Raw genomic sequence first — 21,971 nt, 5'->3', positions numbered from 1 at the left:
TGGGACATGGCATCGCTGATTATCGCGTTCGCGGCCCGTAAGATTGCGCGTCGCCCGGCTGAATAAAAGCTGACCTTCGGCTACGGGCGAATAAAGGTAGGTGTTGCGCTGTTAAATACACCACCTTGATCATGATAGGGCCCTACCTGATATACGAGGGTGTCATGCGGTTCCCAGATCCGCTGGAACTCAAGGGGTGTTGGGTAGTCTGACTTACATTGTTGCACTGATAATGGACGCGTTGAGCGCGCTGCTGACCTACTCAATGCAGAAGGGCAGCGTTAATATTCATGCGTTGTTTTACACAACTTGTCTGATGCGTTTGCGTCAATAGCAGTGTTATAGGCGGAGCTCTTATCTTGCTCTACGACATGCGCTGGGTTGATTCCGCAATCACCATTGGCATGGCCAGCTATATTCTCTACCTGGACCTGACAGAAATTGGCGGGACCATCAGAACACTCATGCTGGGGAGTCCCGAGGATATCGGCACAGATTCCGTCATTGGGGCAGTATCAGACTTAGAAGGAGTTATCGACTTCACCCCGTACATTTTTGGCAGGTGGGTGAGCATGATGCCTCGCTCGACGCCCGTGTGGTTGTCGAAATAAGTACATGGAATGAACTTGAGAAAATCAAGGACAGGATAAAACAGGCTCTGGTGAAAGAATTCAACATAACTCATTCAACACTGGAATTTGAACACCCTGACTACAAGCACGAGGGAGCTCATACCTATGGGCATGGTTAACAGACGCGCTACGTAACATACCTTATCATGCAGAATCCAAACGAATGGCGAATCACAAAGGCACGAGGACTTCATGCAAGACATGATTGAGCGCCATCAAGTTTGCCTACCTCATCGCTGTTGTTCTCGGCCTTTTAGAGGGCCGGAAACCTCCCCAAGCAATATGATGCCAGAATATCTGCCTGGGACAATACCCAGGCTCTTGCTTTATAACAACATTACCCAGACACCAATGCATCATCAGACCTCGCCAGAATCTCGAAAGCAATATGGCGAGGTCTAACTTTCTTTACGCTTCGGAAAAACTCCTGCATTTCCAGAGATAGTAACCTACCGGTATCACCAACAGCGCCAAAATCACAGCAGATATCATCCCACCGACCATTGGTGCAGCTATGCGCCCCATGACTTCGGAGCCGGTACCAGTGCCAACCATGATAGGCACCAAACCTCCGATAATAGCAGCAGCAGTCATCATTATAGGCCGCACGCGCAATCCGGCACCATGAAGCACGGCATGGCGCAACGTCTCGCGTCTTGGAGTCGCCCCCTTCTCCTTACAGGTTTGCAACATTTCCTCGTAAGACTGGTTCAGATACACCAGCATGATCACACCAATCTCCACGGCAACGCCGGCCAGCGCAATGAAGCCTACACCGACCGCAACCGAAAAGTTATAGCCCAGCAGATACATCAGCCAGATTGCGCCAATCATGGCAAACGGCAGCGTACCCATGATGATGCCCACTTCCGCAAAACGGCGGAAGTTCAGGAACAGCAGAATGACGATAATCGCCAGCGTCAGCGGCACCACGTAGGTGAGCTTTTCCTTGGCACGCAGCATGTACTCATACTGGCCAGACCAGGTAACCGAATAGCCCGCAGGCAGGTCAAGTTCCTTGTTCACGGTGGCCATGGCCTGCTCCACATAAGTGCCGACATCGACCCCTTCAATATCCACGAAGGTCCAGCCATTGAGGCGGGCGTTTTCACTTTTGATGGCGGGAGGACCGTCTTCAACCCGAATATCGGCGACGTCGGCCAGCGCAATCCGTTGCCCCGTTGACGTAACGATTGGCAACTGCTCGAGCTTCTCTGGGGAATCCCGGTAGTCCTGGGGATAGCGCAGATTGACCGGGTAGCGCTCAAGCCCTTCGATCGTCCGTGATACATTAATACCGCCGATCGCCGAAGCAACAATCTGCTGAACATCCGCTATGTTCAGTCCGTAGCGGGCTGCTCGCTCGCGATCGATATCCGCCTTGATGTATCGACCACCGGCAACCCGCTCTGAATAAACAGAGGCGGTGCCGGGAATATCAACGATGATTTCCTCAAGCCGTTTGCCAATGTCCTGGATAATGGCAAGATCCGGACCTGCCACTTTGATACCGACTGGCGTTTTAATACCCGTCGCCAGCATATCGATGCGGGTTATGATGGGCATGACCCAGGCGTTAGTTACCCCCGGGAAACGGATCAGGGTATTGAGCTCCTGCTTGAGCTTTTCCGTCGTCATCCCTTCCCGCCATTCATCCCTGGGCTTTAACTGGATAAATGTCTCGATCATCGTCAACGGTGCTGGATCGGTCGCGGTATCCGCCCGCCCGACTTTGCCGAATACCGTTTTTACTTCCGGTACCGTGGCAATCAGTTTGTCGGTTTGCTGCAGCAGCTGCCGGGCCTTGCCAATTGAAATACCCGGGTAGGTGGTTGGCATGTACATCAGGTCGCCCTCATCCAGCGGAGGAATGAATTCACTCCCGATTTTGGTGGCCGGCCACAGGCCCACAGCCAGTGCAAGCAGTGCGGCCATAACCGTACTTTTCGGGAATCGAAGGACGAGCTTCAGCGCCGGCAGATAGGCACCGACCAGCAGACGATTCACGGGATTCTTGTGTTCCGGCAGCACTTTGCCGCGAATGAAATAGCCCATGAGCACGGGAACCAGCGTCACCGCCAGGGCCGCACTGGCTGCCATGGCGTAGGTCTTCGTGAAAGCCAGCGGTGCAAACATCCGGCCTTCCTGCGCTTCCAGCGCAAATACCGGCACAAAACTGACGGTGATGATCAGGAGCGAAAAAAACAGGGCTGGCCCGACCTCGGAGGCCGATCTGGCCACGACCTCCCATCGGTTCTCAGGGGTTAACGGGGTCCGCTCCATATGTTTGTGCATGTTCTCGATCATGACGATGGCGCCATCGATCATCGCCCCGATCGCAATCGCAATCCCCCCGAGGGACATAATATTGGCGTTGATTCCCTGCCAGTACATGACAATAAAGGCCGCCAGAATGCCAACCGGCAGGCTGAGAATCGCCACCAACGACGAGCGAACGTGGAACAAAAAGATGATGCACACCAGGCCCACCACCAGAAACTCTTCAAGCAGCTTGAACCCGAGATTATTCACCGCCCGCTCAATCAGACCGGAGCGATCATAAACCGTTACCACCTCGACACCTTCCGGCAAACTGGATTTCAGTTCCTCCAGTTTCGCCTTCACGCCATTGATGGTTGCCTGGGCGTTTTCACCGAAGCGCATCACTACTATGCCACCGACGGTCTCGCCTTCGCCATTCAGCTCAGCCACCCCGCGCCGCATCTGCGGCCCAATCTCAACAGTGGCCACGTCTTTCAGGAGCACGGGGGTGCCGTTGTCATCGAGCCCCAACGGAATCGACAGCAGGTCCTCACGGGACTGGATGTAGCCGGACGTGCGCACCATGTATTCCGCCTCGGCCATCTCGATGACCGAGGCGCCCACTTCCTGATTGCCCCTCTTGATGGCGTTCTGGACATGAGCCAGGGGAATTCCCAACGCCCTGAGCTTTTCCGGGCTGACCTTGACCTGATACTGCTTCACCATGCCACCAAGCGCGGCCACTTCGGACACGCCTGGCACTGTTTGGAGTTCGTATTTCAGAAACCAGTCCTGCAGGCTGCGCAGCTGGCTCAGATCGTTGTTCCCGGTGCGATCCACCAGAGCGTAGAGGTAAACCCAGCCAACCCCGGTTGCGTCCGGCCCCAGTTGCGGGCGGGCCGAGTCTGGAAGGCTCGGGGCCACCTGGGACAGGTACTCCAGCACCCGGGAGCGAGCCCAGTACATGTCGGTGTCTTCATCGAAGATCACATAAACGTAGGAGTCCCCAAAGAAGGAGTAACCCCGGACCGTCTTGGCACCCGGCACCGACAGCATGGCGGTGGTCAGTGGATAGGTCACCTGGTCTTCCACCACTTGTGGTGCCTGGCCCGGAAAGCTGGTTTTGATAATGACCTGCACATCCGAAAGATCCGGCAGCGCATCTACCGGCGTCTTGCTCAGCGAGTAGAGGCCAAGCCCTGTAATAAGCAAGGTGGCCAGCAATACCAGAAATCGATTACGAACAGACCAGTGAATGATGGCAGCGATCATGATTCGCCTCCGCCATGATTCATGGAACTATGGTCCATCGCCTCAGGTTCGCTTTTGGGCTCCGCTTTCTCCGGATCCATGACGTGCCCCGAATGATCCATCTGTGAATCCATGGCGTTGCTGCCTGATGCCGACATTCGCTGGAAATCCGAAGTCTTGCTGGACTCGGAGTCGATCAGGAACTGCGCAGACGTCACCACAGTTTCCCCAGGCTCAATCCCCCCCAGTATTTCCGCGTACTTATCGCCAATCCGCCCCACAGTGACGTTAACGGACTTGAAGGCACCCTGTTCCAGCGCCACCACCAGACGGTCGCTTTGTCCAGTGCGGATGATCGATTCACGCGGCACCAACAGGCGTCTTTGCCCACGATCCCCCTGGACCTCCAGGCGAGCAAACATGCCGGGCAGCAAAGCTCCGTCGGAATTGTCAAACCGCATCCGGACCCGGGCCGTCCGGGTTTCCGGATTAACCTCGGGATACACATAGTCCACTTTTCCGCGCCACTGGCGCCCGGGCATGTAATCCAGGGTCATCATCACCCGGCTATCGCCCTCCACGGCCGAGAGCTGGCTTTCAAATACCTCGCCAATCACCCAGACTTCATCCAGTGCAGCAATCGACAAAACCCGGTCTCCGGGCTTTATGAACATGCCCTCGCGAACGTTCAGATTGTCGATAACGCCCGAGCTTGGGGCGTATACGGTCATCGTTCTCTGTATGTTTCTTGTCTGGCGCAGCTGCCGTATCAGGCTAGCCGGCACATTCAGAGCAGCCAACCGTTCCTCAGCGGCATTGATCAGTCGCTGATTCCCCCGGTTCAGTGCCAGGAGCAACTCCTCCTGAGCATTGACCAATGTGGGTGAATAGAGGGTATACAGAGGCTTGCCTTTTTCGACTGGTTCCCCCTCAGCTTTCACGTAGAGCGCTTCGATCCAGCCCTCTACTCTGGGATGCACGTGGGCCATCTCATCTTCGTTATATTGGACGTAGCCCACAGTAGTGATGGTGTTCGGCAAGCGTCCCTGGATGACGGGCTCGGTGCGAACTCCCAGGTTGTTGACCACGGCAGGCGAAATACGAACGGTACCGGCCGGGTCGTCAGCTGACCCGGCATCCTCAAACACTGGAATCAGGTCCATCCCCATAGGTGATTTCCCGGGTTTGTCGCTTTTAAAATTAGGGTCCATGGGCGCCACCCAGTAGAGCGGCTCCTTTTCCTCGTTACCGACCCCATCTACGGTTGGATCTGAAACCATTCCCGGTGCCAGCCAATAGGCGGCACCGACGCCAGCGATCCCGCCGAGCACTATAAAGCCCAATGGACGAATGAAATTAGCCATGATGATCAATCCTGCAAATCGGTCATTGAAAAGGAGGGAATGTTTGAGGCTTCCGTGGTCAAATAACGGAAACTTGCCAGAGTTTTGGCCCGCTCGGCCATCATCTGGATCAATTCGACCTCGGCATTGAGTTCGGAGATCCTTGCGCGTACCGCCTCAGCAAAATCACCGTCGTCATTGTTATAGGCGGTCAGCGAGGCATCGGCCTGCTCTTCCATCTGCGGAAGAAGAGTTTGCTGATACAAGTCAATCCGATCATCCAATCGCTCAATGCGGGCCAACGCCGAGCGCGCCTTCGCCTGGAGCGATCGGATTCTCAGAACCCGATCCGTTTTTTCGGCTTCCAGTCTGGCTGCAGACGCGTTGAGCCGTCGGTCTTGCCGGTTTCCTGTGAATATGGGCAGGTCAAAACCGATACCAATAGAAAACAGGTCTGCCCTGTCCTGGCCGTTCGGAGCTCGGTCACGGTAACCATATTGTGCGAAGACCGACCACTCTGGTTTGTAGGCTTCCCTGGCAAGGTCTACGTCAATGTCCTGTACATCAATCAGTTGATCTGTGGCGCGAACCGACGGGTGACGGATGACAGACTCCACACTGGTCTCCGGCCAGCTGCTGGAAACATCTGCCAATAACAGAGGAGGAATGTTTTCGGCGACCGAGAGCTGGGCCCGCCTGGAACCGATCCATTCCCCTAGAGCTTCTCTGCTGGAAGCCAACTGAGTATGCAAAGCGGTCAGCCGATCTTCAAGCCGAGTCAATTCCAGCGAAGCACGAATAACATCTTGTTGTCTGGAGCCCATTGTCGCGGAGGTATATCCAGCTTCCGCAACATCCGCCAATTGCTCGAACAGCCCCCGGTTCTGTTCAATGAGGCGGATGCTTTCCTGGGCTTTCCAAAGATCGAGCCATAGGTGGGTCGCCGTTTCGGTGACCTGCGCACGACGATTCTGTCGGAGGTAAGGCTGTACACCGGCCAGTTCTTCTTTCTTTGCGCTAGCCAAGCGGCGGCTGTCTCCACGAGGAATTCGCTGTGTAATGCCAATCGTGCCCTGGGTCATGGGCTCTTGCCCGGTATCAAAAGTATCCAGAGGCAGATTTGCCGCGCCGATCATTACCCGGGGATCGGGAAGCGCGCCCTCAGCAACAGACTCTTCCATCAGCGCATCTTGTTTGTAAGAGCTCTGGCCCAGCCAGGGATCGTTTTCAGTTGCTGTTTCGATGACACTCTGGAGCTCCAGCCTTGGCTGAGCCCACCCGGAAATGCTGCTAAACAGCAACACACCCAAAATGGCTTGCTTAGTGAAAAGGGGGCGGATGAACAACGTAGGATCTCCGTAGAAGGCATGTAAGAGCGCCTATATTAGATTTAAAAACTGAAACGAAGCTGAAATTAAGGGCGCATGGATATTATTTTGACCTGACTCAATTATTTTTATCACCAATAGAACTTATCGCATCGTTAATAAACTTTTTTTGCTTTTTTCAGTCAGATTTCAGGAACTGATGATTTAATGAAACCATCAACCAACAGGAGGTGTAATCATGAAATCATTAATAGTACCTGAACTGAACCTGAATTTTCAGAATTTCTCTCACAGCATATATGAAAGACTAAACTTCCACTCAGAAACGACACTTAATTAAACAAAAGTTCGTCCATCGAAGGAGTTGCGCCTTTCAGATGAATGGACCCCAACTCAGTTATTCGTAGACCCATGACACTTTCAACAAATCCTTTAGAAAAACCATTCAATCTCCATTAGCCCGAGCGATTTCAGTCTCCCATACTCGCTATCCTCGTCACCCCCGAACCATTGGGCTCCGGCTGTGAAGTACATCTCCTGGCTCAGTGGCAGCATCCATGTGGATCTCGGGTAAAATACCCAACTTGCATCATCGGCATTACGGATGGTCACCACCCGGTACTGCCAGAACGGGTTGATATCCTGCCATACCAGTAGTCCGGCATAATGACGACCGGCATACAGGGGCCGTGCGGACACAAGATTGGCCAGGCCTGTCGTTCCCGGCGATACCGGCTTACCGTTATAAAAATATTCAACGGCCAGATTGAGCCCGTTGCGAAACGCCCAGTTCAGATCCGCGACTCCCTGCCAGTAACTGTCTCCCGCGTCTGGCTTGCTCCAGACGAGTTCTGTGCGCCAACCGGTGCCAGCCACGGAGCCACCGCCGCTGACACCCGCTTTGGTGACGTCGGCGAACTCGCCCATCATCACGCCGGCATCGACCCCGGCAACGAAGCGCTTGGCCCGTGCCGCCGTGCTGGCATTCTGGTCCCCGTGTTGCGGCGCATGCACGGCGCTGATCCGGCCCGTTGCACCCCAGGCTCTGTCCCATAACAGCGCGTCCACGCCAATGCGTTCATCCGGCTCCAGTTGCAGTGGGCTGACAGGATTGAGAATGTCCATGGGGTTCCAGATGAGCGCCGTGGACCAATTCACCTGTTGGCGGCCGAACCGGAAATCACCGGCCGGCGAGCGCCACTGGATCGTGCCACGGTACAGTTGATGGCGCGCCAACAAATCCCCTGATTCATGCACATTGCCCTGAAGATCCCAGTAGCGTGGATCGGGAGCATCCCTGAGCAGGGCAAACTCCGGGCTGTCCAGAAAACTGCCTGTCACCAGTTCCAGGTCGTAGGCCGCATCCACAACCCAATCCCGATAGCGGTAACGGGGCTCAATACGCAGGCGGGTAAGGTTCGATAAGTAGCGATTGTCGTCAATCAATGAGCGCGAGCCAACGCTCAGATTCTTGAGCGACCCCGAGTGGCTGAACTCCGCCTCAGCATTTGAAGACAGCACCAGCCAGGCCATCGCGACCAGCATCAGTGGAGATCGCCTAACCATGCCGGATCGCCTCCACCGGATCCAGTCGCGAGGCCCGCCAGGCCGGGTACAGAGCCACCAGCACCGAACACAAGAACAACAGCACGCTGGGAAGCCAGACATGATCGAAAATCAGCACCGGATAGATACGGTCAGTGATACCGGGGATGGCTTCCAGAGCGCCGCTGATCGAGGACAGATCAATGCCGGTAGTGCCAAGCCAGACAACAAGCAGTCCGCCAACCACGGTTCCTACCAGCATTCCCAGTATTGCCAGGAAGAACGCCTCAAACAGAATAGTCAGTTGCAGCTGCAACCCTCTGGTGCCCAGTGCCAGCATTACGCCCAGTTCCGGGGTACGCTCCATCACTGACATAACCATGGTGTTCATGACACCGATGGCGACCACCACAAAAACCACCGACAATATGAGATAGAAATCCACCTGGCTCATTTCCACCATCTGCACCACCACCGGAAGCAGGCTTTCCCAGCCCTGGGCCACCAGTCCGTCGTTGGTCAGAAGCGGCGACTGATTCAGGATTCGCGCCAGGCCGGCACTCTTCGCCCGATCTGAAAGCCTCAATACGATCCGTGAAACTTCATCTTCCAGCAGGCCACCCAGGCGGCGGGCGGCGTTGATATCGGTGAAGACATACTCGGTGTCGAACAGGTCACTGCCAGTGCGATAGATACCGCGGATGGCCTGGGCACTGGAGGCAAGATCTCCGCCAGCCTGCTGGACCGTAATGACCAGCTTGTCCCCCAGCCGGGCGCCCAGCTCCTCAGCCAGCTTCTGGCCAATGACAATGCCCGTCTCCCCGGATTGAACGTAAGTGCCCTGCTCCATGTACCCGGAAAGCTCGGTAACCGCCCTTTCCTGCTCCGGTGCAATACCCACCAGCTCCACCGGCAGGCTCTCCCCGGGGTTGGCCACCATGGCACGCAGCAATACCCTGGGCGCGGCCGCCTCAACCTCAGGATGCTCCTGCAATCGCTGTTGCAAGGTTCGATTGTCGGCAATACGTAAATCTGGCGACAGATCCACGTCGTGACCCTTTGCCATCACCTGCACATGCCCGCTGAGCTGCTGGGTCGAGTTCTGGATCATCTGCTCGAAGAAACCATCGGCGAAGGCGTACAGGAATAGATAGGCCGCCAGCCCGAATGCAGTGGCCGAGGCGGTAATCATCGACCGTCGCGGGTTTCGGAATACCGAACGGAGTGCCATTTGTGCAAAAATCAGCAGCCGATGATCAGACGTCACCTGCCAGTGGATCCGGCGGATACGGTTGATCATAGTTCGCCGTGCGCCCATCGCCTCCAGCGGGCTGTTGCGACCCGCGTTCCAGGCCGGGAGGGCGGCCGCCAGCAGGGCTACCGACACCACCACAATGCCAATCACAACCAGGCGCTGAGCTTCGATGGTGGGATAAACGATGCCACTGAGCCCCGGCATGGTATCCATGGCCTTGATGTAGGCGCTGAAATCCAGCCCATTGCTACTGAAATAGCCGGTCACCGACAACCCAAGTACCAACCCCAACAGGTAGCCGAGACCGGCCAGAACCGTTGTTTCGAGAAGCACCAGCCAGACGATGCGACTGCTGGGTGTGCCCAACGCCATCATTACACCGAATTCGCGGCCACGCTCCAGTACCGACATCAGAATGGTGTTAACGATACCGGCCGCCACCACCACAAACACCACGAAGATCACGATGTAGGCGACGGCGTCGTGAAAGGCAACCATCTGCACCAGCGATGGCATCAGCGCCGGCCAGCCCAGCACTTCCACGTTTCGATCGCGCAACTGATTCCCGACAGTACCGACCACCTCGTCGAGCCGGTCAGCATCCTGCACGCGGGCCGCGATCTCGGTAAACCGCCCCTGAAAGGCATACAGCGACTGAGCGGCCGCCAGGGGCATCTGGGCCACGAAGCCATCAATACGCTTGATACCGGTCTCGAATACGCCCACCACTTCGAACCGGTCGGCGCCAATAGAGCCGTCCGACGCCTGCACCACCAGTACCAGCTCGTCGCCCGGGGAGACATCCAGGGCACCGGCGGCATCGACGCCAACAAGAATTTCATTGCCGCGTTCCAGGTAGCGACCACGGACAATCGACCGGTCAAGCCGGGTGACCCGTGATTCCGTCGCGCTGTCGACGCCCATCACCTGTAATGCCCGTGACTGGTCTTCACGGCTGGCCAGGGCATGGCCCGTCACCCGGGGGGTGGTTGCCGCCACACCGGCTACGGCCGATACCTCCTCTGTGAGATTCCAGCGCTCGGCCAGGGCAATGTTCATCTCCCTGTCATCGTGAAAGCCCCGCTGATGTACCTTCAGGTCGCCGGTCACATAGCCCGTCATGTTGTTGATCATCTGGGCGTTGATGCCATCAATGAATGCCCAGAGAAACACTAGCCCACCGACACCGACGGCCACCGACAACAGTGTGATGGCCGTACGCCGACGATTGACCCGAAGGTTGCCAAAAGCCAGACGTAGCCACGCCATCACGACCGTATTTCCTCACGCTCGACGCGGCCATCGCGGAGATGGATTACCCGCCGCGCGCGTTCCATCACCATCGGGTCATGGGTGGAGAAGACAAAGGTAATGCCATGCTCGGCATTGAGCTTACGCATCAAGTCCAGTAGCGCCGCGCCGGTCGTGGAATCGAGATTGGCCGTGGGCTCGTCGGCCAGGACAATCGCGGGCTTGCTGACAATCGCCCGGGCCACCGCAACACGCTGTTGCTGGCCGCCAGACAGTTCATGGGGCAGGCGCCGCTCCAGCCCTTGCAGGCCGACCTCCACCAGAATACGCCGGGCCTCGGCACGGCGCTCCCGAAACGGCACTCCGCGCAGCATCAGCACATACTCGACGTTCTCCTGAGCCGACAGCACGCCAATCAGGTTGTATTCCTGAAATACAAAGCCAACCTTCCACAGCCGCAGAAGGGTCCGCTTCTTTCGGCTAAGCCCGGTGATTTCTTCACCCGCCACCTGAATACGCCCGCTATCCGGCTCGTCCAGGGCTCCAATCTGATTCAATAGCGTGGTTTTACCCGATCCAGACGGGCCCACCAAGGTTGTGAACTCCCCGGCCTCGATCGCGACCGACACCTCATCCAGGGCCTTGACGGCGATGGAATCCTGACGGTAAATTCGCGAGACTTTCTCCACATTGACGATGCTCATGCCGGGCCCTCACTGTGGGTTGCGCAGCCGGCGCAATGAAAACACCTCTTCATCGATCGGCAGGTCGAATTCAATAGAGTCAATCGTGATCACCGTGCGGGACTCGGGGTTATCGGCGTCCACCATCGTCCAGCGGGTGGGTATCCGCCGCCCATCCATGGTTTCGATCTGCTCATAGGTCATGCGTTTGACGATCTGATCGCGCTCGTCGTAGTAGGCAAGCGAAACCGGGATCGAGTCCTCCCGAACATTGAATTCAAGACGGCTCCACACTACCGGGGCATCAGGTCGGGGCGTCGAGACAACACGATACACAGGCACCTCACCGGAATCGTCGGTTTCGACCAATTCGTGGGTGTAGTCCTCGACGAACGAGCTTTCCCTGACCAGGTCGTCGTTGCTGAAGTTGGAGCCCATCCATGGCTGGAGCATCATCGACGGTGGGATCTTGATGGTGCGATCAACTTTGGGCAAGTAATTCCACATGGCATCGCCGATGCGCAGCGAGCCGATGCCGGCCTCTTTTTTGGGCGCGTGAATGCGAATCAACGTATGCTCCGGACGATTCATCCAGGCTTCCAGTTCCAGTGTGCGAGTCCAGTACTCAGACTCGATCCGCATAGTGAAACGCCCGTGATTGCTGTCGGACCACAGAGTCTGTTCCATGCCTTCAATCAAGGAAACTGCCGAGGGAGGGCCCGCGACAAGACGGCCTGATGCGGCAAACAAAAGGATAACGCTGATCCAGACTCTCATTGACTACTCCCTTTTCTACTATGAGCTACGGATCACCTTTGCCTCTTCCCCGACAGCGGAACCGCCATCTGTTTTCCCAGGCGCTTTAACAACGATCACCAAGCCAACAATTGTGATTCCTATCCCGGTCATCTCCAGTGATGTGAAAGTTTCGCCGAACAAAAGCATTCCGATAGCGAGACCGAAAACAGGCGTTAAAAAGGTAAACGAATTGAGGCTGTTCAAGGGCGCGCTGGCGAGCAAGGCATACCAGAGCACAACCATCATTGCCGTTGCCGGAATGGCCAGAACGAACATGGCCGTCGTAAATGACCAGGTCCAATCAATCTCGAAGCCCTCGCCCAGGCTCACGGATGCTATTCCCAGAAACACTGAGCCTATGACAAGCTGGATGCCCATTGACCAATAGATATCATCGCTGCCGGCCTGGTATTTAAGCAGCACATTTCCAATGGCGGTTCCGATGGCTCCACCAAGAACATAGACGGCCCCTGAAAATCTGGCGTTACCAAACTCCATCTCTGGCATCGCTAGCACCACAACACCAATAAAACCAATCAAAAGGCCCACAAACACACGCCCGGTCACCACCTCTCGAACGATAAAAAACGAAAGAACCGCCGCAAACAGTGGTTGCGCATTGGCCAGAACCGTTGCAAGCCCCGGTCCCAGCTTGCCAGCACCGAGAAACATCCCTCCAAGCCCCATACCCGTGTAACTGAGGCCAATTACGGCCAGCATTAGAAGCTGGCGAAGCGAATAACTGGGCCGACCATCTTTTGTAAAAGCGATCAGAATCAGACACAACCCTGCCAACAATGCGCGTAAAGCGGCAAAAAGCAAGGGTGGCGCATCTGGCAATCCCACCACAATAAAAGGAAAGCAGATCGCCCAAAGAAAGGCAACAAGAACCATTCCGGCGACTGAACGTATCGAAAGTGACAGGCTCACCAACAGCTCCTTTGTCTACCCGGCAGATGAGTAGAGCTTTTGTTCAAGCTTGCCGCCCCAATCCGCGCAACCGCGGCAAAAACCTGGGAGTTTTGTTGGCATAGTGCCGCCAGGCTTCCCCGAACGTTTTCTCTGCCTCCCGCTCCTCATTGATCGATAAGCGGGCATACATCCAGAGCAAAACCGGAAACATCGCCAGAGTTATAAGTGTTGGCCACTGCAGAAGGAAGCCAAACATAATCAAGACAAAGCCGACATACTGAGGATGCCGAACATACGAATAGAGCCCCGTCGTAGCCAGCTTTCGCTCTTTTTGCGCCGTGTACAGGGTTCGCCATCCGGCGGCAATCAAGTAAAAACCTCCACCTATAAACACCGTACTCAACAAGTGGAAGGGGCCGAAATGGGGAGAACCCTGCCAACCAAAGAGCATTTCAAGCAAGTGCCCGCTATCGTGGGCAAGCCAATTCACATCCGGGTATTGGGTCTGAAGCCAACCGGACAGGAAATAGAGTGTCAGCGGGAACCCATACATCTCTGTGAATAATGCCACGAGAAACGCGCTGAACGCACCGAAGGATCGCCAGTCTCGTTGGGTCTGTGGCTTAAAAAAACTGAAAGCGAAGAAAATAAAGATCACCGAGTTTAGAACCACCAGTCCCCAAAGACCGTAATCGGACGAAGCATCAGTCATCGCGTTGGCCTCCACTCTTGCCTTCCGGTTGATCGTGGTGATTATGGCCACCGTGATTCCCATGCCCTCCATGCATAAACATATGAATAAACGGGCATGCCAGAAGGATTAACCACGGCAAAGCACCCAGAAGGTGAACCTTATGTTCGCCCCAGAGCAAAACCAAAGCGATGACCGCAAAAATTGCCAACGTAATCTTGAAACGCTTATCCATATAGATTCCCTTTGGGAAAAGCTTGTCAGTGGGGCTTACTGGCTAGTATGCCTCTAGCGATATTTGGTGACCTATCCCGTCCAAAGAAACGTCATCGATAATCTCCAGAGAGCCCGGATCAAGCACCCAGAGCTTGGCTTCGGCCCGACTGGTGATCAAAAGGCTGCCATCGACGGGAGAGATCGCCGCCCATTGTGAGAGTCGAAGATAGATGGCAAGCACCAATTTACCTAGCAGTAGTTCAACACGCGGAACTGAAACAGACCTGAAAACAGACCTGAAAACAGACACAAGATGTGGATCTATTTGACGCAAATCACAAATGCAAGATAGATTCTTCGAGCATTAAGTAAGCCGTTTCAACCATTGCAAACCTCGAATGACGGACTCCAGATGCCGGAACCTATTTATGAGAACAGACGAATAGCAAACAGCCGGGCCAACGAACTCAACCGCCAATGCTACTGCATCACTCTTGACCGAATAGCCCTCAACAAGAGCCTCCACAACCAGCTTTCAGATGCTGGAAGCGAACTGTCAACGCTCCCGGAGTTCGATCACCTTTTTTCAAACACACCGGTTTTCGTACCCCGAGCCGACATAGCGGAGATGGAGAGGATCGTTCAGTCGATTGAAGCGGCCTCAGAGCTTCCCTCGTACCGAGAACGAGTACTTTCCTGGGCACCGGAAATCGCACAGTTCAATCCAGGGCCCATCGGGGCGTTCATGGGCTATGATTTTCACATGGGTCCCGACGGCCCCCGGCTGATCGAAATCAACACCAACGCCGGTGGCGCCTTCCTGAACCTTGTCTTGTCGAGAGCCCAGCGCAATTGCTGCGACCCATCTCAACAACCCACAACACCCCAGCAGCCGCTCGACGGATTCGAGGACGCGGTGTTCTCAATGTTCAAACAGGAGTGGCAAAGCCAGCACGACAATTTCGGGCCCAGTTGCCTGGCCATAGTAGACGATGCCCCAAAGACACAATTTATGTTCCCCGAATTCCAGTTGGCCCAACAGATTCTCCGAGCCAAAGGAATTGATACATTGATACTCGATCCACAGGAGCTTGAGTATGCCGGCGGTACGCTGACAGCCCGCGGCAAGCCCATTGATATGGTCTACAACCGTCTGGTGGACTTCGCATTGGACGCCGCGCCCCATGCGGCATTAAGGCATGCCTATCTGGATGGCGCCGTGGTGGTAACGCCTAATCCCCATGTGCACGCTGTGCTGGCTGACAAGCGAAACCTGGCCCTGCTATCCGCACCCCACTCCCTTCGAGACTGGGGGCTCAATGAGGCCGATGCAGGCTACCTGGAGAGAGCCGTGCCGAAAACCAGGCAGGTTTCGAGGAACGACGCGGCTGAGTTGTGGAGTGCGCGACGTCATCTGTTCTTCAAGCCGGTTGCCGGCCATGGCAGCAAAGGCGTCTACCGGGGCGACAAACTAACCCGGCGCGTTTTCGAGAACATCCTGAATGGTGGCTACATCGCCCAGGACCTTGTCCCCGCTGGAGAACGAACCCTGAGAATTGACGATGCAGTGGTCACCCGAAAAGTCGACATTCGGCTGTATACCTACGCCGGCAAAAGTATGCTGGTTGCGGCGAGGATATACCAAGGCCAGACAACCAATTTTCGTACCCCCGGAGGTGGATTCGCTCCGGTTTTTCAGGTGTGATTATTACCTTTTCAATGAGCCAATATTTGATCGCATTAATGAAGAATTCCAGATTTTTGGTTTAGCGAACTGTAGAACATTAAGTTACTTAAGCACGGTCCGGACCTATGAAAGCATAGGCCCGGAGACCCCTCGGCGCTTATTCGTTGGTGAACGTCACAACATCTTTTTAAACTGCCCGTAGTCTCCTCCGGTACGCAGTACCAGAGTGATGTCGTTGTCGTTCCGATTTCTGAAAAACCAGCCATGATTGCCGGTAAAGGCTGCCTCCAGCTCGCCTTCGTCTTCAGGCACGCCCCGGCCTTTTTCGTAGGAAATTGACTGACCACCTCCATCACCATGGGTATCGAAGTTGATCGGGCCACCTTCTGACACCCAGGAGAACCGGGCTGTAGCACCTTCCTCCATAGTAAGTTTGAATTCGGTGCCTTCTCCCGGTGTGAGAATCACGCGCACTTCATCCTGCCACTGCGGTTCCGCAATTTCTGGTGCAGGCGCAGATTCTGGCTCAGAAGGCGCAACCTCTGCTTCCGGTGAGGGGGCTGGCTTCTCAACGGCTTCATCCACGACAGGTGCATTGACTTCCGGCGCCTGTCGCTCAGTTGAGGATTGAACAGCAACCATCTGAACAGCCTCGTCAGCAGCAGCCTCTTCGGCGAGCTGCTCCTTGATCTCACCCATTTCAGTCAGGCCTAAAAGGCGACCTGCGCCGGTTGGGTCCAGGGCGTACTCGGCGGGCATGACCACGGTCACCAGCAGAATCAGCGCCACAATAGCTGCGATGATGGTTGATCGAATAAGTTTGGCAGTGCTGGGCAGTTCTTCACGGTTGGGTATATCGGTGTTGTACATAAAAAATCTCCAGAATCAGGCGACAAAGTAACCGGTGAGCTGATAGCCAAAGAGCAGAAAACCTGCACTCATCATGGCCACGTTGGCGGTGTAGGCATGGCGGAAAAAGCCGTCGGTTTTACGCCAGAAGCTGATAGCAATGAGGATCATGGCCAGGGCGATCAACTGTCCGATTTCCACGCCCACGTTGAAGGCGAGGAGGTTCGGAATCAGGCCGTCCGGCGAGATGTCGTATTCGATGATCTTGGTGGACAGGCCGAAACCATGGAAGAACCCGAAAATCAGCGTGGCGGCCTTGGTGTTGGGCTGAAAGCCAAACCAACGCTGATAGGCACCGATGTTGTCCAGTGCCTTGTAGACGATGGACAGACCGATAATCGCATCAATGAGGTAGCTGTTGATGCCCACGTTGAAATAGACGCCCAACAACATGGTGGTGGAATGCCCGAGGGCAAACAGGCTCACGTAGATCGCGATGTGCTTCATTTGGTAAAGGAAGAAAATGACACCCAGCAGGAACAGCAGGTGGTCATAGCCGGTGACCATGTGTTTGGCCCCCAGGTAGATGAACGAAATAAGGTTTATCCCGGTAATTTCCTGGATGTACCCCTTGTCGCCCTGAGCCACGGCATGGGCGAGTACGTCGGTACTCAGCCCCAGCAAGCCCAAAGTCAGAAATATCCAGAGTAGGCGATTGCCTGTGCCCGTTGAGGACACACCACGGCATCGGCCTGTCAAGTTTGACAACATAAAGACTCCAATTGAATTTGTTTTCTCGGGCCACGTAAGCGGCAAGAATCAAGCGGGAATAGAGGCTTTTGGAGGGCGTTCAAGCCGATAGCGCAAACTGCGGGGAGAACCTCCGGCAAAGGGCACGGGCTGCCGGAGAACGGTCAGGCTTTGGGAAATAAGGGGAACCCTTAGCTGGTCCACTGTCTCGTGGGTATGATTGCCAGCATCATGATGCACTGATGATGTCTCTGGCTCTTCGTCAAAATCATGGGTGTGTCCATGCGCACCATGACTGCTCGCTTGGCCGTCAAACTGCGATTCCCAGTCGCCTGCCAAGTTGGCCACACCGTGAGAGAATGACTCGCCAATCACCGACAGTGACAGGCCCGCCAATGCAAGGAGTATGACGAGCGTTGTAAGCAGTTTTCTCGGGTGAATGGCCGAAATCATCAATCTACTGCGTCGAGTCTGTGGTTGGATTTCAACGAGAACGGAGGATACCATCCCCCCGTGGGGGATAGGAATTAAACATGGTAAATGATCACACGCATCAATCTCACCCGAACATTATCAAACGTCTGAAGCGGGCAAACGGCCATCTTGAAAGCGTGATTGGCATGATTGACCAGGGACTGGCAGTGTGCCTGAATGCGCTTTTTATAGACTGTAGGCGACTCGGGCTGATGCGAGACGACTGAGACAATAGCCGCATGAATGTTTGGGCCTATTGCCCACACATGCAGATCACTGACTTTGGCATCGTCGTCTTCGACGGCCTCTTTAACAGCGTCCTCCATGTCCTGATGTTGCTCGTCGAGAAGGATTTTTGAGGTGTCTCTTAAAAGTTGCCAGGACCAACGGGTTACCAGAATCGCACCGATAATCCCCATCATCGGGTCCATCCAGTTCCACCCGGCATATTTACCCGCCAGAAGGGCAACAATAGCAAGGACTGACGTCAGCGCATCCGCAAGTACATGAAGGTAGGCCGCACGGCGGTTGTGGTCATGGTGATGATGGTGGTGACCGTGATCATGGCCGTGACTGTGACCATGATCATGGCCTGCATCCCCCAGTATCCAGGCTGACACCCCGTTGACCACCAGGCCAATGATGGCCACAAAAATAGCCCCATCGAAAGAAATGGGGACGGGCTGAATAAAACGCCCGACGCTCTCGATGACCATGTAGAGCGCAAAGACAGCCAGCAGAATCGCGCCGGTAAAGCCGCCCAGCGCATTGACCTTCCCCGTCCCGAAAGAGAACCTGGCGCTGCCCGCGTTTTTCCTGGCATACGCATAGGCGAAGGCGGCAATACCCAGAGCCACCGCGTGCGAACCCATGTGCAGGCCATCAGCCAGCAAAGCCATTGAGCCATAAACGATCCCGTCCAGGGTCAAAACCAGCTTTTGACCTATCCCCCCCTGGGGGGATGGCATGAGAATGCTACTGTAGCCAGATGGCTTCAACAACCTTGACAGAGGGGGCAGTGTCCGATTCGGCATACTCTCACCCTCCCCCCGATGAAGACGAGTAAACCAAGGTGCTATCGCTTTCCAACATGGCTTACGATCTGGAAGACCTCATCAGCCCTGCGCTCACGGGGCCAGGGGTCATGTCGCTGAACCTGGTTGTGAGCTTTGCAGGGGTGCAGTCATGCCTTATCCGATCCGGTCCATGGCTCAGCGGCCCGGTGTTGCTTACAACCCTCCCGGGGTGCCGTCAGCGGCTCATGATGCAGCGCCTTCAACAGGCCAGCTGTCATAGCAACGATAACCAGCGAGAATGGCAGGGCCGCGAGGATGACCGCATCCTGGAGGACGGCAATACCTCCCGCCACTAGCAATACCGCGGTCAATACTCCGTTGCCAATGGCCCAGCCTGCTCTCGACGCCTTGGGAGGCTCAAGCTGCCCTCCTGATAAAATGATATTGACCACCAATGCGCCGGAGTCAGCAGACGTTATAAAGTAGATGCTGATAAGGAGCGTTGCCACCAGACCCATCAAAAATTTAATTGAGTCAGTCGTCTGCAGGTGCTCAATGGTCGCGAAAAGTGCATAGGCGATGTCTTTATTGACCGCCTCAACAATTCCGCCACCCCCGAATAGCTCGCTGTGGAGTGCAGCGCCCCCCATCACCGAGATCCATACAAAAGTCACCAGCGTTGGTAAGAGAAGAACCCCGAAAACAAACTCTCTCAGGGTGCGGCCGCGGGATATCCGGGCGATAAACAACCCGACAAAAGGTGACCAGGCCAGCCACCAGCCCCAGAAAAACACCGTCCAGGTCGATTGCCAATTTCCCGGTTCATTGGCGCCAACATAGAATGTCATGATCAATAGACTATCCAGGTAACCGCCAATTTCCTGCACCAACAACCCTGCCATGTAATCAAAGGGGCCAATAATCATAAAGGCGGCGAGTAAAATCAGCGTTAGCCAAAGATTTACCTCACTCAATATTTTCACGCCCCGCCTGACCCCAGAAACCACCGAAATCGTCGCGATTACAGTAACCACGGCGACCACCGACAGCTCCACCCAAAGAGACGCCTCCACGGAGAAAAGCCACTTGAGCCCCGTGCCAGTCTGACGGGCTCCCAGCCCCAGCGTCGTCGCCAGACCAAATACAGTCGCAAAAACAGCGAGCGCGTCAACGACGTGCCCCCAAAAGCCAAAGATTCTTTCACCAATAAACGGGTACAGCGCTGATCGAGGCGCGAGCGGGAGATCATGGCGATAGCTGAAGTATCCGAATGCAATCGCGACCAACGCAAAAATAGCCCATCCGTTCAGCCCCCAGTGGAAAAACGACAATTGAATTGCAGTAGACGCAGCGGAGGGAGTAAAGCCCTCCGAAGTAAAAGGGTTACCCTGAAAGTGCATGATTGGCTCGGCGATGCTCCAGAACAGCAGCCCCACACCCGTGCCGGCCGCAAACAGCATCGCCAACCAGGGAAAAAGCCGGTATTCCGGTTGTTCGTAGTCTTTACCAAGGCGCACGTTCTTGTAACGCCCCAGCCCTAGCCAAATAACAAATGCCGTCAGAAACGCAACCAGTGCCACATACCACCAGCGCAGCAGACCATCCACGTACGAGGAAACATAATCAAGCGCATACGCAAACTCAGACTGCCAGATCAGCGCGCCAGCAAGGGTCAAACCAATGGCGCCAATGCTGAATAGTGACGGCAAGATGGGTTGTTGGAGATGGCTATTGCCTTTTTCGTTCCACATGATGATTAGCCTTTTATTATGCCCTGGTCTGCCAATAGCGATGCTCGTATAAATTACGAAAAATGCTGCAGTTATTATCTGAATTCACGACCCCAGGAGAGCGGTACCAAGTCTCATCCTCAGCATCTCCTTATTGCAGGTAACAACGAGAACCAATCCCGACAGCAGCACCAACAACACACCCCAGATCAAATAGGTATAGAGCATCGGCATAAAAAACCATCCTGGCTCAGTGTTTATTCACAAGATTGCGGGGGGCACCCTCGATGAAGCCAACAATGTTTTCGCCAGTGGTCTTGAGGATTCTTTCGACAGCCTCTTTCGTATTGAACGCACTGTGGGGGGTGACGATGACGTTTCTCATGTGCTGAAGAACATGGTTGGCAAACAGCGTTTCCAGATCATGTTCCTTGTCAAAAAAAGAGCGGATCAATTCCACCTCTTCCCTGATGGAGGGCTCATCCGGCAGTACATCAAGACCGGCAGCCGACACCTTCCCATCCGCCAGCGCGTGCAGCAAAGCCTGGGTATCAACAATGGAGCCGCGAGCGGTATTAATCAGGACAACCCCGCGCTTCATCCGGGCGAACTCCCTGTCCGACAGAAGATGCTTGGCCGATTTGCTGCCAGGAACGTGCAGCGTCACAACATCGGACTGCTCAAGAAGACCATCCAAATCGACGTAAGACACGTTATATCGGTCCGCGAATACGTAATCCGGCTTGGGATCGCAGGCAAGAACGTTCAGACGAAACCCTTGCGCGATTTCCACAACACGCTTACCGATAGCACCGGTACCGATCACTCCAAGGGTTTTGCCTTGCAGATCGAATCCCTGCAGGCCTTTCTGCGAAAAATCCCCCTTGCGAGTGCGATTGATCGCCTCTGGAATCTTGTGGCTAATGGCAAGGAGCAGCGCAAAAACATGCTCCGCAACAGTCTGGTCACCGTAGACGGGCACATTGCTGACTGGAATCGCATTTCTGGTGCAATACTCCAAATCGATATGGTCGTATCCCGTCGACCGGGTAGCGACAAATTTCAGATGCTCAAAGCACTCAAGTACCGAACGATCCAGGGCTGAATGAACGAAGGGTGAGATGATATCGGCGTCCCTGTATAACCCAACGTTGTCTATTCCGAGTTCCTCGTCCGTGAAGACAACCTCATGATTGCAGCAGGCATGCTGCAAAATATCGCACTCCCACTTCTCTGCCTCAAAGAACACAATTTTCATTAGCTTTCCCTGGCCAAACTCATTTTTACTCCGACCTCAG

Annotated in this window: 18 protein-coding genes and 2 pseudogenes; 4 read left to right on the top strand and 16 right to left on the bottom strand. The window is 55.0% G+C overall.

What is annotated here, in order from left to right:
* Positions 1-6 precede the first annotated feature (6 nt).
* On the top strand, positions 7-66 hold the full coding sequence (locus BM035_RS23015; protein WP_248185651.1) for a hypothetical protein: 60 nt from the start codon (positions 7-9) through the stop codon (positions 64-66).
* 293 nt (positions 67-359) lie between these two features.
* Positions 360-611 carry a hypothetical protein gene (locus BM035_RS23010; RefSeq protein WP_241956279.1) on the top strand — a complete coding sequence of 84 codons (252 nt, stop codon included), beginning with the start codon at positions 360-362 and terminating at the stop codon, positions 609-611.
* Positions 612-1,040: 429 nt separating this feature from the next.
* Here the strand turns inward: BM035_RS23010 and BM035_RS17865 are convergent, their stop codons facing one another.
* From BM035_RS17865 to BM035_RS17820, 10 genes are all read right to left on the bottom strand, one after another.
* The gene (locus BM035_RS17865; protein WP_092033505.1) at positions 1,041-4,166 is read right to left on the bottom strand and encodes an efflux RND transporter permease subunit; all 3,126 of its coding nucleotides are present in this window, start codon (positions 4,164-4,166) and stop codon (positions 1,041-1,043) included.
* Complete coding sequence (locus tag BM035_RS17860; RefSeq protein ID WP_092033502.1) at positions 4,163-5,509, bottom strand: efflux RND transporter periplasmic adaptor subunit; 1,347 nt, start codon at positions 5,507-5,509, stop codon at positions 4,163-4,165. The genes BM035_RS17865 and BM035_RS17860 overlap by 4 nt, the downstream gene beginning before the upstream one ends.
* 5 nt (positions 5,510-5,514) lie before the next feature.
* Positions 5,515-6,792, bottom strand: coding sequence for a TolC family protein (locus BM035_RS17855; RefSeq protein WP_241956278.1), 1,278 nt, complete (start codon positions 6,790-6,792; stop codon positions 5,515-5,517).
* A 456-nt stretch (positions 6,793-7,248) separates the two neighbouring features.
* Positions 7,249-8,382, bottom strand: a complete 1,134-nt coding sequence (locus BM035_RS17850) for a hypothetical protein (RefSeq protein WP_139216064.1) — start codon at positions 8,380-8,382, stop codon at positions 7,249-7,251.
* Entirely contained in the window at positions 8,375-10,885 is a 2,511-nt protein-coding gene (locus BM035_RS17845; RefSeq protein ID WP_092033493.1) for an ABC transporter permease, read from the bottom strand. The genes BM035_RS17850 and BM035_RS17845 overlap by 8 nt, the downstream gene beginning before the upstream one ends.
* Entirely contained in the window at positions 10,885-11,571 is a 687-nt protein-coding gene (locus tag BM035_RS17840; RefSeq protein ID WP_092033491.1) for an ABC transporter ATP-binding protein, read from the bottom strand. The genes BM035_RS17845 and BM035_RS17840 overlap by 1 nt, the downstream gene beginning before the upstream one ends.
* A gap of 9 nt (positions 11,572-11,580) precedes the next feature.
* Complete coding sequence (locus BM035_RS17835) at positions 11,581-12,327, bottom strand: outer membrane lipoprotein-sorting protein (protein ID WP_092033487.1); 747 nt, start codon at positions 12,325-12,327, stop codon at positions 11,581-11,583.
* Positions 12,328-12,345: 18 nt separating this feature from the next.
* A complete protein-coding gene (locus BM035_RS17830) occupies positions 12,346-13,278 on the bottom strand; it encodes a DMT family transporter (RefSeq protein ID WP_092033484.1) in 933 nt (310 codons plus the stop codon).
* Positions 13,279-13,321: 43 nt separating this feature from the next.
* Positions 13,322-13,972 carry an isoprenylcysteine carboxylmethyltransferase family protein gene (locus BM035_RS17825; protein WP_092033548.1) on the bottom strand — a complete coding sequence of 217 codons (651 nt, stop codon included), beginning with the start codon at positions 13,970-13,972 and terminating at the stop codon, positions 13,322-13,324.
* Entirely contained in the window at positions 13,965-14,186 is a 222-nt protein-coding gene (locus tag BM035_RS17820) for a DUF2933 domain-containing protein (protein WP_081467492.1), read from the bottom strand. Before BM035_RS17820 ends, BM035_RS17825 begins: the two co-directional genes overlap by 8 nt.
* Before the next feature lie 393 nt (positions 14,187-14,579).
* Between BM035_RS17820 and BM035_RS17810 the strand changes: the two genes are divergently transcribed.
* Positions 14,580-15,872, top strand: coding sequence for a hypothetical protein (locus tag BM035_RS17810; protein WP_092033479.1), 1,293 nt, complete (start codon positions 14,580-14,582; stop codon positions 15,870-15,872).
* 156 nt (positions 15,873-16,028) lie between these two features.
* On the opposite strand, the gene BM035_RS17805 is transcribed toward BM035_RS17810, so the two are convergent.
* From BM035_RS17805 to BM035_RS17795, 3 genes are read right to left on the bottom strand one after another with little or no spacing between them, the layout of a single operon-like run.
* Entirely contained in the window at positions 16,029-16,724 is a 696-nt protein-coding gene (locus BM035_RS17805) for a hypothetical protein (protein WP_092033476.1), read from the bottom strand.
* Between the two features lie 15 nt (positions 16,725-16,739).
* Positions 16,740-17,474, bottom strand: a complete 735-nt coding sequence (locus BM035_RS17800) for a HupE/UreJ family protein (protein WP_175497415.1) — start codon at positions 17,472-17,474, stop codon at positions 16,740-16,742.
* 48 nt (positions 17,475-17,522) lie between these two features.
* A complete protein-coding gene (locus BM035_RS17795; protein WP_092033474.1) occupies positions 17,523-17,906 on the bottom strand; it encodes a hypothetical protein in 384 nt (127 codons plus the stop codon).
* 80 nt (positions 17,907-17,986) lie between these two features.
* On the opposite strand from BM035_RS17795, the pseudogene BM035_RS22440 reads away from it, so the two are divergent.
* Positions 17,987-18,088, top strand: a pseudogene (locus BM035_RS22440) (metal-sensing transcriptional repressor); the annotation flags it as partial.
* An 18-nt stretch (positions 18,089-18,106) separates the two neighbouring features.
* Here BM035_RS22440 and dmeF read toward each other — a convergent pair.
* The 3 genes and pseudogenes from dmeF to BM035_RS17780 form a co-directional block, all read right to left on the bottom strand.
* Positions 18,107-18,895: pseudogene (gene dmeF, locus BM035_RS17790) on the bottom strand (CDF family Co(II)/Ni(II) efflux transporter DmeF); the annotation flags it as partial.
* A 215-nt stretch (positions 18,896-19,110) separates the two neighbouring features.
* On the bottom strand, positions 19,111-20,694 hold the full coding sequence (locus tag BM035_RS17785) for a BCCT family transporter (RefSeq protein ID WP_008169995.1): 1,584 nt from the start codon (positions 20,692-20,694) through the stop codon (positions 19,111-19,113).
* 229 nt (positions 20,695-20,923) lie between these two features.
* The gene (locus BM035_RS17780) at positions 20,924-21,931 is read right to left on the bottom strand and encodes a hydroxyacid dehydrogenase (protein WP_091854530.1); all 1,008 of its coding nucleotides are present in this window, start codon (positions 21,929-21,931) and stop codon (positions 20,924-20,926) included.
* Positions 21,932-21,971: the final 40 nt, after the last annotated feature.

Origin of the sequence: Marinobacter sp. DSM 26671 (assembly GCF_900112835.1) — a bacterium.
Lineage (GTDB): Bacteria > Pseudomonadota > Gammaproteobacteria > Pseudomonadales > Oleiphilaceae > Marinobacter > Marinobacter flavimaris.
Note: the sequence above shows the minus strand (reverse complement) of the source record. Positions and strands in the feature narration are given on the sequence as shown.